This window comes from uncultured Aliiroseovarius sp. (assembly GCF_947497285.1).
Lineage (GTDB): Bacteria > Pseudomonadota > Alphaproteobacteria > Rhodobacterales > Rhodobacteraceae > Aliiroseovarius.
Genome location: NZ_CANMFT010000007.1, coordinates 158,650 through 171,479 on the forward strand (window position 1 = coordinate 158,650; position 12,830 = coordinate 171,479).

Here is a 12,830-nt window from a genome sequence, read left to right on the forward strand (position 1 = left end):
CAGGGAGGAAGAACATGCCGAAATTCTATATGGCTTATCACGACCCGCGCGACGTCGCGCCCGACAAGAAGGGTGAAATGCAGGCGGAACACAAGGCATGGGCGTCGGCGCACGCTGCGGCCTTTGATGTTCCCGAAAGCCCTTTCTCGGCGCAATGGACAGTGGATGAAAGCGGCGTTCAGGATGGATATGCGTCGCCGACGATGGGATTTTGCGTATTTACAGCACCCGATGCAGAGGCGGCCAAGAAGATCGCTCTGGACTGCCCATTTACCAAGATGGGTGTGCTGCACCTGGCCCAGATGATGGACATGCCAAGCGTCTGATGGCAAGTCGGGCAGGACAAGGCGAAGTGAGAGGGTAAGGGAAAGATGACCAGCCATAGATTGCTTGGCCTGTCCGGCTCGCTTCGCATGGAGGCGACGAACAGGTTTCTGCTGCGCAATGCAGCACGCCTGTATGGCGCCACGACGTTTGTCGAAGCCGATCTAAATCTACCGCTGTTCAACGCGGATGACGAAGCCGAATTTGGCGCGCCGGAAGGCGTGAACCGCCTGGCCGAGCAAATCGCCCTTGCCGATGCGGTGATCATATCAACCCCGGAATACAACAAGATGTTGTCAGGCGTCTTGAAGAACGCCCTTGATTGGGTCAGTCGGCTGAAACCGAACCCGTGGACTGACAAACCGGTGGCCCTGATGTCAGCGGCTGCCGGGCGCGCAGGTGGGTCTGGCGCGCAAAGCTCGCTGGTTGCCGCAATGATGCCTTTCCATCCCCGGCTTGTAATTGGTCCTGAAGTTGCCGTCGCAGGCAGCAGAAACGAATTTGATGACGATGGGCTGCTGACCAATGCGCGCTATGAAGCCGGCTTACAGGGGCTGATGGACAAACTGCGCGCCCAAGTGGACCGCCGCGCTGTGTGACGCTAAAGGCTCGCCTCGACGCGGAAATCGTCTGGGATGGTGTCTTTGCCGTCCAGAACCAGATCCGCCATGACCTCTCCGACTTTTGGGCCCATACCGAAGCCGATCTTGAAGCCGCCATTGGCGATGAAATGACCGGGGCGGTTCGGGTATGCGCCCAGCATCGGTGCGCGCGATTTGGCGCGGGGTCGAACGCCGGCCCAGCGTTCCAAAACGGGGGCATTGGCGATGGCTGGACAGGCGTTTCGGGCCCGGGCGATGACATCCTCCAACGCCGCGTCGCAGGTGGTTGGGTCGTCAAATTCCCGTTCGCTTGTTGACCCGATTGCCACAGTGCCATTGGCATGCGGAATGATATGCAGCGCGTCGGTGAAAAGCTGCGGCAAATCCCGTGCATCAAAATCAAGAAGCGCACTTTGCCCTTTGACTCCATTGCCAACGGCCTTTGAAAGATCTTGCGACAAAGCGAGCAACCCTTGCCATCCAGTCGCCCAGACAACCAACCCTTCTGGGGCGGCGTCAGTCACCACTTCGCCACCTTTTTCGCAAATGGCTGCGGCAAGTGCAGCCCCCGCCAGACGAGGGTTCATGCGGGCCGTCAGTGTGTCATAGATTACATAACCGGTCGCACTTTCCGGTGCCCAACCGGGAAAGTCGTGGGTCGCGCGCACTTGCCAAGTGGCCTTGTTTTGCCAAAGCGTTGATGCCTCTGTGCTGCGTGCGCGGGCCAGATCCAAGAGCCTGTCGTCAGCAATGGGTTGCAACCGACCTGTGCGCGCATATCCAGCCGTCAGGCCAGACGCGGCCTCGACCTCGGCCCAATAGGCTTCGGCCATGATCAGGCTGTCGAATTGAAAGGCCTTCTTTGCATTCCAGCGTTCGGGCACGTGGGGGGCCAAGGCGCCGACCAGTCCACCTGATGATCCGGCCCCGACGCCGTTCGGGTCGATCACACGCACACTCGCGCCGCGCTGCAAGCAGCTCCACGCCACTGACAGACCAAATATTCCCGCCCCATAGACGGTCACATCCACGATTGCCAAAGCTCTGGTCCTTCTTCATGGTCGCGCGCGTTGAACCGAGTTCTAGGGCATGTCATGACGAAGAACCAGATCGCAGAGATCGCGTGGAAAGATAACGGCGTGCCGGTGGCGACGCAGTTTGACGATCCATATTTCTCGCTTGATGACGGGCTGGCTGAAACGCGACATGTGTTTCTTGACGGAAACGACCTTCCTGCAAGGTTTACACCGGGCTTTCACATTGCAGAGCTTGGATTTGGAACCGGGTTGAACATGCTGGCCACGTGGCAGGCGTGGCATCAAGTGGGGGCTCCTAAGGGCGTGCGGTTCACATCGTTCGAGGCGTTCCCCATGTCGCCGGCTGATATCGCCAAGGCGCTAAGGTCATTTCCAGAACTGCAGAGCGCCGCCGAGCCCCTATTGCAAGCATGGACGGAAGGCAGGCGCACCTTCGACCTTGGCGGCTTCACAGTCGAGGTGGTCGAAGGCGACGCCCGCCACACGCTAGCGGCGTGGCCCGGCCGGGCCGATGCATGGTTTCTGGACGGGTTTTCGCCCGCGAAGAACCCCGAACTTTGGGGCGAAGGTCTTTTGGCGCAGGTTGGGGCGCATACCGCCCCCAGCGGCTCGTTTGCGACTTACACTGCCGCGGGGTTCGTTCGCCGGGCGCTTGATGCGGCTGGCTTTGAGGTGGAGCGCGTGCCGGGATACGGCCGCAAACGGCACATGAGCCGTGGCACCTTGCGTCCCTGAGGAGGCTGCAAATGAAGGAAAACAACCGCGCGGGCATCTGGCTCATGATCGGTGCGACGTTTGTCTTTGCGATGCAGGATGGAATATCGCGCCATCTGGGCGGCGTCTATAACGTCTGGATGGTTGTGATGATCCGCTATTGGTTCTTTGCGGCCTTCGTGCTCTGGATCACGCGCCGCAATGGCGGGCTGCAAAAAGCGTTGCGACCAGCGCGACCTTACTTGCAAATATTTCGCGGCGCTTTGCTGGCGTTAGAGATCTGCGTGACGGTGCTGTCCTTTACATTGCTGGGGCTGGTGGAAAGCCATGCCGTGTTTGCGTGCTATCCGCTGCTGGTGGCCGCGTTTTCGGGGCCAGTTTTGGGCGAAGCTGTCGGGTGGCGGCGCTGGGCGGCGATCGGGGTGGGATTTTTCGGCATTCTTGTCATCCTGAAGCCGGGCTTTGGGGTGTTTGCACCCGAAGCGATCGTGCCCTTGGTCGGGGCGTTGATGTTTGCGCTCTACGGGCTTTTGACCCGGTTGGCGGCAAAGACTGACAGCACGCAAACCAGCTTTTTCTGGACCGGGATCATCGGCGCGATCGTGATGACACTGATTGGTGCTTGGTTCTGGGAGCCCATGAGCCGCCCGGACTGGGCGTGGATGGCGCTTTTGTGTGTGACGGGCGTTCTGGGCCATTGGCTGTTGATCAAATGCTACGAGTTCGCCGAAGCAAGTATCGTGCAGCCCTTTGCCTATCTTCAGCTGGTCTTCGTATCAATCGTTGGCGTCACGCTGTTCGGAGAAGCGATCCGCGCCAATGTGGTCCTTGGCGCGGCTATCGTGGTCGCTGCTGGCATCTTTACATTGTTGCACAGTCGACGGGTCGCCTGATGGCACCCAGCTTATTGCTTTAGTTCTTTTGACAAGGTGATCGGCTCTGTCTTGCCAGTCAGTCGCGCCCGATAGACTGGCAAGCTTTCTGCCACCCGCATCACGTAGTTTCGTGTTTCACGAAACGGGATGTGTTCGATCCAATCGACGATATCGGTTGAGGCTGCGCGCACATCCCCGAACCGCTCTGACCACGCGGTCGCTCGGCTTGGTCCGGCGTTATAGCCGACGGCAATAAGCACCGGATTCGTGCCAAAATCCTCGATCAGCTTAGCAAGGTATTCTGACCCAAGCCGGGTGTTATACGCCGGATCAGTGGTCAACCGCACCTTGGAATAGGGCAGGTCCAGCCGATCCGCCATGTCCGAGGCCGTGCCGGGCATAAGCTGCATCAATCCACGCGCGCCGACGCCTGACATCACGCTGGGGTCAAATTCGCTTTCGCGCCGCGCGATTGCCAGTTCCAGTGCGCGCGGAACGGTTCTGTTGCCACGCCCTATATCGGGTGTGGGGAAATAGGGACGTTCTAAAACCATCCCCGTACGCGCCGCCTGTTTGGCGATCATCACCTGTAGATGTGGCTCGTTCACGCTTTCGGCCCATAGCGCCAACTGACCGATCTGTTCGCGCGACAGGCCTTCCGCCAGGTGGACCGCAAACCGTTCCGTCCAATAGAGCTCGCCAGCGGCTTGTAGAAGACGGGCCGCTTCCATCACGGATCCCCCCCAAAAGGAGGCTTGTTCGGGGGATGGGAATGGCTCGTTTCCGGTCAGGGTTGGAGCCATGGCAACATTGGCTTTCTCTGCGGCAAGTAAGCCATAAAAGCTGGTTTGAAATTCCGCGCCGAATTCATAGGACGCTTGCGCCATCTCGCTGTCGCCGGCGGCTTCATGCGCGCGCCCCAGCCAATACCCGGCGCGTCCAAGGCTGATCGGCGTGTCCACGGCGGCGCTGAAATTCTGAAAATGCTCCAGCGCGGTGACCGGGTCGTTCAGTTTGCGTAGGGCCACGTAGCCAGCGATCCATTCAAGGTCGTTCTGGTTTGCGCCCCCCGTTAGGCGGTGAAAACTTGCCAGCTGATAGGCTTGCTGCGCCAGCCCTTCGCGCATCGACCACCGCGCCAATACACGGCGCCAACTGGCCCAGCGTTCGGGTTGTCCCAACTTGGCGGCACTTTCAGACCGCTCCAAAATCAAATCAACCGCGTCCTGGTTCCGTCCCTTTGCGGCCCGCCAAAGGAAACGCTCATAGGCCAGCCCCGGATCATCCGCCAAGGCGGCCGGGACGGCGTTGATCAGATCGTCAACGCCACTTTTGTGCTTGCGCAGCGCCATTCGAGCTTTCGCCAAGGCTTTCTGACCGGCGTCGATCAGGTCCAGCATGGCCGTCGCTTCGCGCACATCACCCTGCCACAAAAGCTTGTCGGTGCGCGCCCAGTGATGGGGTTTCAGAATGTCGCCATGGCGCGCCAGAAACACCTCGTGCTCTTCATCATCCAATGACAGTGTCGTCCATGCCAGAATGGCCTGTTTCTGGGCTTCCTCGGCCGCACCTGTCGCCTCCAGCGCTTCGATCAGGCGCAGCGCGCCACGACCGGTTTGAGGGGCGACGGTCGCGAAGAACTCAAGCACCTTCTGAGGGTCATAGCGATGCGGAATGGACTGTTCGGTCTGTTTGCGCAGGTAAGCAAGCCCCGGCCAGTCGGGGTGACGGGCCAAAAAGGCACGGGCGTCTTCAAAGCTTCCCTCTGCCTTGCGCAACTGGTGCCATTCCAGAATATCGCGTACCAAAGGCGCGGTTGCAGACGCTTCTGCACCCGGCCAGTCACCGGAACGCGCTGATTTCAAGGCCTTTTGTAGCTCGGCGACCGCCACCGCGTCCTGCGCCAATGCGCCTGAAAAAGGTGTCATCGACAACGAAAAAGCCAGTGATGCGGCTATAAGTGAGGGTTTCAGAATCCAGATCATTGGAAAAAACTAGTTAAGCAGGCAGGATACGCAACACACAAACTTGGCATTTGCAGCGAACCCGGCTAGTTTCCGCCGCGTTTGCGGGTGCGATTCAGCACAGGCCCGCAGTAATATGGAAACACAAAATTGGAGCGTGTCATGTTCAAAGGATCTCTTCCTGCCCTGGTCACGCCGTTCAAGGACGGCGCCGTGGATTTCGACGCGCTCAAACAACTGGTTAACTGGCAGATTGACCAAGGGTCGAACGGGCTTGTGCCGGTTGGGACGACGGGTGAAAGCCCGACGCTGTCGCACAAGGAACACGAGGCTGTCATTGAAGCCGTCGTCGATGCAGCCGCAGGCCGCGTGCCAGTTATTGCGGGCGCAGGGTCTAACAATACCTCCGAATCGCTTCGTTTCTTAGAGCATGCCAAACGTGTCGGAGCCGCTGCCGGATTGGTGGTCACGCCCTATTACAACAAGCCAACGCAGCGCGGTTTGATTGCGCATTTCACGACATTGGCCGACGCGGTCGACCTGCCGATCATCATCTACAACATCCCCGGTCGGTCTGTTGTCGATATGACACCTGACACGATGGGGCAGTTGGCAAAGCACAAAAATATCGTCGGCGTGAAAGACGCGACCGGCGATCTGGCGCGGGTCAGCTTTCAACGCATGACCTGTGGCACGGATTTCGTTCAGCTGTCTGGTGAAGACGCCACCGCACATGGGTTCAACGCACAAGGCGGTGTGGGCTGTATCTCTGTCACGGCGAACGTGGCACCACGCCTGTGCGCGGACCTTCAAGCGGCGACCCTGTCGGGTGACTTTGGTGCGGCGCTGACAATCGCGGATAGGCTGATGCCCTTGCACAAGGCGATTTTTGCAGAACCCGGAGTGTGCGGGGCGAAATATGCCTTGTCCAAGCTGGGGCTTTGCTCGACCGAGGTGCGCAGCCCGTTGACGCCACTTCTGGACGACACAAAAGACGCGATAGACGCTGCCATGCGTTTTGCCGGTCTTTTGACCTAAGCATTGCCGGCCGACAATCTGACCACTGTGTCGATTGCCGGGCTGGACAGCGCCGGGCCGAACGCCTACATCCGCCACATGGCCAAGACGAAAGACGATCCGAACTACAAGGTGATCGCCGAAAATCGGCGGGCGCGGTATGATTACGCGATCGATGAAGATATTGAATGTGGCATTGCGCTGATGGGGTCCGAGGTCAAATCCCTACGCGAAGGCAGTGCCAATATCGCCGAAAGCTATGCCGCCGTCGAAGATGGTGAGCTGTTTCTGACCAACGCCTATATTGCGCCCTATAAACAGGCCATAACCTGGGGCCATCAGGAACGTCGCAAACGCAAGTTGCTGGCGTCCCGTCGCGAGATTTCAAGGATGTGGAATGCCACCCAGCGCAAGGGGATGACCCTTGTGCCGCTGGTCATGTATTTCAACCATAAAGGCTTGGTGAAGATCAAGATCGGGATCGCCAAGGGCAAGAAGGCCCATGACAAGCGGGCGACCGAAGCCAAGCGCGATTGGGGCCGCCAGAAGCAACGCCTGTTGCGGCATGGCGACTAGCCTTTTTCCTTACAGCACACCCAGTGCGTCATAGGGCAGGAAGCGCACAAGATCGCCGGGGGCTACGTCGCACGCTTCATCGCCAAGCTCGACCAACCCCGTTGCCCAACTGAGACCCGAGACAAGACCGGACCCTTCCGACCGAAAGGCCTCGACCTCTCCATCTTTGGTGATACGGGCGCGAAGGTATTCACGCCGCCCAGCCTTTTTTCGTTTCGCAAACGCCGCAGGACGCAAGATTGAGGGCGCATCTAGCCACGCGCCGCCAGCCAGTTGCGAAAAAGCGGGTCGTGCGAAGATCAGGGTCGTGACAAGGGCGGCGACCGGGTTGCCGGGAAGGCCAAAGACAGGCACGCCGTTCCATTGTGCCAACGCCAGCGGTCTGCCGGGTTTGATCGCGACGCGCCAGTGGTGAAGCGACCCGGTTTCCCCAAGCAGCGCAGAAACATGGTCTTCATCGCCCGCCGACGCACCGCCCGAGGTCACAATGACATCCGCCCTGTCCGCCGCGTCATCAAGGGCAGCCCGAAGCGCACTGCGATCATCTGCAACATGGCCAAGATCGACGGGTTTGTAGCCCCACCCCTCGGCCAGTGACAAAAGCATGGGGCGATTGGCGTCAAAGGTGCGGGCAACGTCAAGGGTGCTGCCGGGTTCGGCCAGTTCGTCACCCGTGGACAGAACGCCGACGCGCAGGCGCGCGTGGACCTTTGCAATGCCGACCCCCAAGGCGCTTAGCAGGGCGATATCTGGAGGGCGCATCGTGTGACCAGCCTTCAATGCGGTCGTGCCGGCCTTCACATCTTCGCCTGCGGCACGGGCATTCGCGCCGGGTTTCACGCCCGCTGGAAAAACAAGCGTCGCGCCTTCGCGTTGCACATCTTCCTGCATAACCACGGTGTCCACTCCATCGGGGAGCAACGCACCCGTCAAGATGCGAATGGCGTGCCCCATAGGAACGTTACCTTTGTAAGGGGCGCCTGCCGCCGCGCGGCCGTCAACAAGTGGAAGCTGCACCGGGTCACTGTCGGGCAGTCCCGCAGAGGCGAAGCCGTAGCCATCAACCGCTGAGTTTGCCCCCGGCGGGTTTGACCGCGCGGCCACGTGATCCGTTGCAAGGATCCGTCCACGTGCCTCGGCAACCGGGATGGTTTCGACCCCGACCACCGGCGCGATGCGCTCTTTCAGCGTGGCGAGAGCTTGGTCAACGGGTGTCCAATTGACCCCCGGAGGAAGCGCGAAACAGTCATTTTTCAAACCGATGCGCGGACGTGGTGCAAGACCGGTTGCCTCTGCGATGAAGCTGGCGATGGCGCTTGTGTCATCAAGGTCAAAGACTGGCAGGTCAAGATCAGGCAGGGGCGTATCGCTTGCCACAGCGCAGATGGTGTCATGGTCGGGGGCAAGAAGCGCCTCGCCCGTGGCGGCGCGGTGTGCTTCGATCTTGGGGTGCGATGCGCCTTTGAAGCCTTCGACCAGCACAAGGTCGCAAGGGGCAAGCCGCGCAATCAAGTCTGCCAGGCGCGGCTTGGGGTCATCGCGCAGTTCGTGCAGGATCGACACCCGCGCGCTTGAGGCCAGAACGACCTCTTGTGCACCGGCTTGTCGGTGGCGATGCGTGTCGGTTCCCGGCCGTTCCAAATCGACGCCATGGTGCGTGTGTTTCAGGGTGGAAACGCGCAGACCTTGGGCAGCGAAATGAGCGACCAGCCGTTCCATCAACCCGGTCTTTCCAGAGTTTTTCCACCCCGTGACACCAAAGATCTTCATGTGAGGTCTCCCACCAGCTGCTGTGCAAGGGTCAGGTCGTCAGGCGTGTTGACGTTGAAGAACGGGTCGATTGGATCGGGGTCGAACACAGCCAGCGCTGCGCCATGCCTGTCGGTCCATTGAACCACTTTGCGCAGGCCATCATGCAACGCGGCCCGCAGGTCATCGCGCAAGGCAACGGGCCAAAGCCCAAAAGTCGGCTGACGCATTGGGCCGCGATCCACGTCCATCGTGGCGGCCAGTGCAATCTGAGTATCAGCCTCGTGCGCCGCGCTTTGCAGGCGTGCAACCAGATCGTGCGGAAAGAATGGTGTGTCGGCAGCGGCAGACACAACATGCGTCGCGCCGTGGTCCGCAGCCCAGTCCAGACCTGCCAGAACACCGGCCAGCGGTCCCGCGAAACCTTCGATGCTGTCTGGCAAAACGGGCATGCCGAACGTGGCGAACCGAGCGGCGTCGCCATTGGCGTTCAGCGCCATTTGGTCAACTTGCGGTGACAGGCGGTCGATGACCTGTGACAGAAGCGTGCCATCGCCAAGCGGCAAAAGTCCTTTGTCACCGCCGCCCATTCGCGTGGCTTGACCTCCTGCAAGGATGATCCCGAAGGGCGCGGTCATTTCGCTGCTCCCTTGCGGTGGTGCTTGCTGTCCTCGCGTGGCGCATGCTTCGGGTCGGTATCACGGATCAGGCGGTCTTCGCCAGACAGGCAGGTGAACCGCTGCCCGCGCATGCGACCGATCAGGGTCAAGCCAACATCGCGCGCAATCTCGACCCCCCAAGCGGTGAAACCGGACCGAGAGACGAGCACGGGAATACCCATATGCGCGGTCTTTATCACCATCTCCGAAGTCAGCCGTCCGGTCGTGTATAAGATCTTGTCTGCGCCCTCAACACCTTCGGCAAGCATCCAGCCGGCCACCTTGTCCACGGCGTTGTGGCGCCCGACATCCTCCATGTAGATCAGCGGGCGGTCCCCCTGACACAGAACGGTGCCGTGGATGGCACCGGCCTCAAGGTAGAGCGACGGGGTGCGGTTGATCTTTTGCGACAGGGCATAGAGCGACGAGGTTCGGACCGATGCGGGTGGAAGGGTAAGACCCTCGATCCCCTCCATCATATCGCCAAAAACGGTGCCGACGGCACAGCCTGAGGTGCGCGTTTTGCGGCTCAACTTGTCTTCGTAGTCGGTTTCGCGCGCGGTGCGGACAACGATCGTTTCGATGTCTTCGTCATAGTCGACCCCGGTGATTTTGTCGGCTGTGGTCAGCATGCCCTGATTGCGCAGAAATCCGAGCGCAAGGTAGTCGGGATAGTCCCCGATGGTCATTGCGGTGACGATCTCGCGCGAATTCAAGAAAATGGTAAGCGGACGTTCTTCGACAACCGATACGGTGACACCATCGCCATGTTCATCATGGCCAGACACCGCACGGGTCAAACGAGCGGCAGTGGGATCAGGCGCAATCACGTAGTCGTGGATATTCTTCTCAGTGGCCAATTGAATCTCCTGCCGCTTCACCATAAGCGTGAGGGGCAACTTAGGACCCGATTATGACTTCGTCCAACCCCAAAAGATACTTTCTGCGCGGCGCTCAGGATGCATTGCCATTTGTTCTGGTGATCGTGCCCTTCGCCCTGCTGTTCGGCGTCGTCGCCACGGAAGCCGGCTTGAACGTGGCCGAGGTCATGGGCTTTTCAGTTCTGGTGATCGCCGGTGCGGCGCAGTTTACCGCTGTGCAGTTGATGACAGAAAATGCGCCGACGATCATCGTGATCCTGACCGCTCTTGCGGTGAACCTGCGCATGGCAATGTATAGCGCGTCGCTGACACCTTTTCTGGGAAAGGCCCCGGTCTGGAAGCGGGCGCTTGTTGCTTACCTCATGGTGGATCAGGCCTACGCGTTGTCGCAGATTAAATACGAGCTGGAGCCGGAGCTGACAGTGCCAGAACGCTTTGCCTACTATATCGGCACGGTCGTGCCGCTTGCGCCGCTTTGGTATGCCGCCAGCTATATCGGCGCGGTGGCGGGCACGCAGATCCCCGCAAGCTTTGCCTTGGATTTCGCGCTGCCGATCACCTTTCTGGCAATGGTCGCGCCTGCGCTGCGGACGATCGCGCATGTGGCGGCGGCGGCGACGTCGGTTGTGTTGGCGTTGCTTCTGACATGGATGCCTTATGGCTCGGGACTTCTGGTGGCTGCCATCGGGGCGATGATCGTTGGGGCGCAGATTGAAGGTGTCATGGCACGAAGGGCACGCACATGAGCATGGACCACAGCGTCGTCTGGATTGTCATTGTTTCGCTGGCCGTGGGTAGCTTCCTGATCCGGTTCAGCTTCTTGGGCTTCATCGGAGACCGTCCGATGCCGGAATGGGTGTTGCGCCACCTTCGTTATACGCCGGTGGCCGTGCTCCCTGGTTTGGTCGCACCTTTGGTGCTTTGGCCGGCCGCGACAGCGGGCATGCCTGACCCTGCGCGGCTTGCCGCAGCATTGGTTACACTGTCGGTTGGGTATTTCAGCCGCAACGTTCTTGCCGCAATCCTGTCGGGCGCAGCGACGCTTTATGCGTTACTGTTCTTGCTTGGCTAACCCTTCAGATCAGATCCCGCGGGTCAGGATCTCTCCGTTTTCTTCTGGGTCATTGTCATAGAACTTGCGTTCAGTGACGCCCGGCAGCTCACCAAACGCCTTCATCACAGATTTCGGAAAGAACGAACCTGGGATGGATTGAAAGCCCGGAAGGGTGCGCAGGATCGCACCAACGGCAGATCCGCAATTCGCCTTTGGGACTGCCCCATATTGCTGCACCGTGCGCAAAGCCTGTTCGGCCACTTGTGGCGAGACAACAATATCCTGACGCACGACGTGGTAGGTGATGCGCGCGTGATAGTCGATGTAGAAATCGACCGCTTTGTCGGTCATTCCATAGTGCACATCATGGCGCTCAGGCAGGTTCGGGTGATGCCATGTCCCGGCCGGATCAAAAATCGCGCGCTGAGAGGCATTGATCAGCAGCGCTGAGTGTGCCCCGCCACCAGTTTTGTTGGAGACGACTGTCAAAAGGGTAATGGTGGGCGGTCCGGGGTGACGATAGGCGGCGCGCGATACGGCTTCGTCACTGGCCCAGATACTGTCTGCGCCACCGCAAGCCGTCAGACCCAGAACAAGCGTCAAGGCGAAGATCAATCGCAGCATAGGCAGATCCTACTCACACCGAAGGGGGAATGCTTCAGGCGTTGAACAGCGCCAGCAAAACCAGAATGAAAAGAAAGAACGCAACCGAACGACCAGAGAATTTCACGAACCCTTCAAAGGTCTTTTCCTGCTCGCTGGTGTCCATCGTGCCAACGACGTGATCCTTGTCTGCCATGTCTTGCTTCCCGTGTTAAAGAACTGTGTTGATCATCGAATAGCGGATTTGAACAGCCCTGTCACGACCCGGATTGTCAGAGCGCCGCGATTGGATTCAATCATCCTCGAATTCGGCGGCCAGTCGAAAACCGATCCGGTTGGGCGCTTCGCTTTCAACTTGCTTGGGCAGTGCGCGCAGCATCACCGACAGTTGGCTGACATGCTGGATCAATTGGGTTTTGATCCCTTCGACATCTGCCCCATAGAAGGTCAGCACATCAGGATCGAAAAAGCCGATGCCCTCGATCCGTAAGATACCGGCATCACCGCCAGTGAAGCCCATTGCGACCTCGTGTTCATTGTCCAACTGTTCCTCGAAGTTCTTGATATAGAGGATCAGACGCTCATACGCCCATTCGGCGGGGCTTTTGTCTTCCAGAGGCTTCTGGGCAACCTTCTTGGGCAAGGGATGGTCTTTGACGACAACAGGCCCATCCTCGCTGCATCTGGCAGTATGCGCGCGGGGCGGGTTGGAACGGGTTGTCTGCTTTGTCTGCTTTTTCTTCGCCATCTGGCCTCACAACGATCTACACTTCAC

Annotated in this window: 15 protein-coding genes and 1 pseudogene; 8 read left to right on the forward strand and 8 right to left on the reverse strand. The window is 59.5% G+C overall.

Annotated features, from left to right (window positions below):
- The first annotated feature begins 14 nt into the window (after window positions 1-14).
- Together Q0864_RS13260 and Q0864_RS13265 are read left to right on the forward strand one after the other, a co-directional pair.
- Window positions 15-326 carry a YciI family protein gene (locus Q0864_RS13260; RefSeq protein ID WP_298570715.1) on the forward strand — a complete coding sequence of 104 codons (312 nt, stop codon included), beginning with the start codon at window positions 15-17 and terminating at the stop codon, window positions 324-326.
- A 45-nt stretch (window positions 327-371) separates the two neighbouring features.
- Complete coding sequence (locus tag Q0864_RS13265; RefSeq protein WP_298570716.1) at window positions 372-923, forward strand: NAD(P)H-dependent oxidoreductase; 552 nt, start codon at window positions 372-374, stop codon at window positions 921-923.
- Window positions 924-925: 2 nt separating this feature from the next.
- On the opposite strand, the gene Q0864_RS13270 is transcribed toward Q0864_RS13265, so the two are convergent.
- On the reverse strand, window positions 926-1,966 hold the full coding sequence (locus Q0864_RS13270) for an FAD-dependent oxidoreductase (RefSeq protein ID WP_298570718.1): 1,041 nt from the start codon (window positions 1,964-1,966) through the stop codon (window positions 926-928).
- Window positions 1,967-2,020: 54 nt separating this feature from the next.
- On the opposite strand from Q0864_RS13270, the gene mnmD reads away from it, so the two are divergent.
- Window positions 2,021-2,698, forward strand: a complete 678-nt coding sequence (mnmD, locus tag Q0864_RS13275) for a tRNA (5-methylaminomethyl-2-thiouridine)(34)-methyltransferase MnmD (RefSeq protein WP_298570720.1) — start codon at window positions 2,021-2,023, stop codon at window positions 2,696-2,698.
- 11 nt (window positions 2,699-2,709) lie between these two features.
- Entirely contained in the window at window positions 2,710-3,570 is an 861-nt protein-coding gene (locus Q0864_RS13280; RefSeq protein ID WP_298570722.1) for a DMT family transporter, read from the forward strand.
- An 11-nt stretch (window positions 3,571-3,581) separates the two neighbouring features.
- On the opposite strand, the gene Q0864_RS13285 is transcribed toward Q0864_RS13280, so the two are convergent.
- Complete coding sequence (locus Q0864_RS13285) at window positions 3,582-5,537, reverse strand: lytic transglycosylase domain-containing protein (RefSeq protein WP_298570724.1); 1,956 nt, start codon at window positions 5,535-5,537, stop codon at window positions 3,582-3,584.
- A gap of 141 nt (window positions 5,538-5,678) precedes the next feature.
- Here Q0864_RS13285 and dapA point away from each other — a divergent pair, with 141 nt between their 5' ends.
- Together dapA and smpB are read left to right on the forward strand one after the other, a co-directional pair.
- Window positions 5,679-6,554 (forward strand): 4-hydroxy-tetrahydrodipicolinate synthase, encoded by an 876-nt coding sequence (dapA, locus tag Q0864_RS13290; RefSeq protein ID WP_298570726.1) that lies wholly within the window; start codon window positions 5,679-5,681, stop codon window positions 6,552-6,554.
- 78 nt (window positions 6,555-6,632) lie between these two features.
- Window positions 6,633-7,109 (forward strand): SsrA-binding protein SmpB, encoded by a 477-nt coding sequence (smpB, locus tag Q0864_RS13295; RefSeq protein WP_298570861.1) that lies wholly within the window; start codon window positions 6,633-6,635, stop codon window positions 7,107-7,109.
- A gap of 9 nt (window positions 7,110-7,118) precedes the next feature.
- Here smpB and Q0864_RS13300 read toward each other — a convergent pair whose 3' ends face one another.
- From Q0864_RS13300 to Q0864_RS13310, 3 genes are read right to left on the reverse strand one after another with little or no spacing between them, the layout of a single operon-like run.
- On the reverse strand, window positions 7,119-8,879 hold the full coding sequence (locus tag Q0864_RS13300) for a bifunctional molybdopterin-guanine dinucleotide biosynthesis adaptor protein MobB/molybdopterin molybdotransferase MoeA (RefSeq protein ID WP_298570728.1): 1,761 nt from the start codon (window positions 8,877-8,879) through the stop codon (window positions 7,119-7,121).
- Window positions 8,876-9,496, reverse strand: a complete 621-nt coding sequence (mobA, locus tag Q0864_RS13305; RefSeq protein ID WP_298570730.1) for a molybdenum cofactor guanylyltransferase MobA — start codon at window positions 9,494-9,496, stop codon at window positions 8,876-8,878. The genes Q0864_RS13300 and mobA overlap by 4 nt, the downstream gene beginning before the upstream one ends.
- Window positions 9,493-10,383, reverse strand: coding sequence for a formate dehydrogenase accessory sulfurtransferase FdhD (locus Q0864_RS13310; protein ID WP_298570863.1), 891 nt, complete (start codon window positions 10,381-10,383; stop codon window positions 9,493-9,495). Before Q0864_RS13310 ends, mobA begins: the two co-directional genes overlap by 4 nt.
- 47 nt (window positions 10,384-10,430) lie before the next feature.
- Here Q0864_RS13310 and Q0864_RS13315 point away from each other — a divergent pair, with 47 nt between their 5' ends.
- Window positions 10,431-11,144 carry an AzlC family ABC transporter permease gene (locus tag Q0864_RS13315; RefSeq protein WP_298570732.1) on the forward strand — a complete coding sequence of 238 codons (714 nt, stop codon included), beginning with the start codon at window positions 10,431-10,433 and terminating at the stop codon, window positions 11,142-11,144.
- A 2-nt stretch (window positions 11,145-11,146) separates the two neighbouring features.
- Entirely contained in the window at window positions 11,147-11,470 is a 324-nt protein-coding gene (locus Q0864_RS13320) for an AzlD domain-containing protein (RefSeq protein ID WP_298570865.1), read from the forward strand.
- Between the two features lie 9 nt (window positions 11,471-11,479).
- Here Q0864_RS13320 and Q0864_RS13325 read toward each other — a convergent pair whose 3' ends face one another.
- The 3 genes and pseudogenes from Q0864_RS13325 to Q0864_RS13335 all read right to left on the reverse strand — a co-directional run.
- Window positions 11,480-12,076: a hypothetical protein gene (locus Q0864_RS13325; protein WP_298570734.1), complete on the reverse strand. Its 597-nt coding sequence runs from the start codon at window positions 12,074-12,076 to the stop codon at window positions 11,480-11,482.
- A 34-nt stretch (window positions 12,077-12,110) separates the two neighbouring features.
- Complete coding sequence (locus Q0864_RS13330) at window positions 12,111-12,251, reverse strand: aa3-type cytochrome c oxidase subunit IV (RefSeq protein WP_298570736.1); 141 nt, start codon at window positions 12,249-12,251, stop codon at window positions 12,111-12,113.
- Window positions 12,252-12,347: 96 nt separating this feature from the next.
- Window positions 12,348-12,680, reverse strand: a pseudogene (locus Q0864_RS13335) (DUF6173 family protein); the annotation flags it as partial.
- Window positions 12,681-12,830: the final 150 nt, after the last annotated feature.

Coding starts and splice junctions, on each gene's coding strand:
- Q0864_RS13315 (WP_298570732.1), top strand. CDS start 10,431: ATGACTTCGTCCAACCCCAAAAGATACTTTCTGCGCGGCGCTCAGGAT.
- dapA (WP_298570726.1), top strand. CDS start 5,679: ATGTTCAAAGGATCTCTTCCTGCCCTGGTCACGCCGTTCAAGGACGGC.
- smpB (WP_298570861.1), top strand. CDS start 6,633: ATGGCCAAGACGAAAGACGATCCGAACTACAAGGTGATCGCCGAAAAT.
- Q0864_RS13300 (WP_298570728.1), bottom strand. CDS start 8,879: ATGAAGATCTTTGGTGTCACGGGGTGGAAAAACTCTGGAAAGACCGGG.
- mnmD (WP_298570720.1), top strand. CDS start 2,021: ATGACGAAGAACCAGATCGCAGAGATCGCGTGGAAAGATAACGGCGTG.
- Q0864_RS13280 (WP_298570722.1), top strand. CDS start 2,710: ATGAAGGAAAACAACCGCGCGGGCATCTGGCTCATGATCGGTGCGACG.
- Q0864_RS13285 (WP_298570724.1), bottom strand. CDS start 5,537: ATGATCTGGATTCTGAAACCCTCACTTATAGCCGCATCACTGGCTTTT.
- Q0864_RS13265 (WP_298570716.1), top strand. CDS start 372: ATGACCAGCCATAGATTGCTTGGCCTGTCCGGCTCGCTTCGCATGGAG.
- Q0864_RS13260 (WP_298570715.1), top strand. CDS start 15: ATGCCGAAATTCTATATGGCTTATCACGACCCGCGCGACGTCGCGCCC.
- mobA (WP_298570730.1), bottom strand. CDS start 9,496: ATGACCGCGCCCTTCGGGATCATCCTTGCAGGAGGTCAAGCCACGCGA.
- Q0864_RS13320 (WP_298570865.1), top strand. CDS start 11,147: ATGGACCACAGCGTCGTCTGGATTGTCATTGTTTCGCTGGCCGTGGGT.
- Q0864_RS13330 (WP_298570736.1), bottom strand. CDS start 12,251: ATGGCAGACAAGGATCACGTCGTTGGCACGATGGACACCAGCGAGCAG.
- Q0864_RS13325 (WP_298570734.1), bottom strand. CDS start 12,076: ATGCTGCGATTGATCTTCGCCTTGACGCTTGTTCTGGGTCTGACGGCT.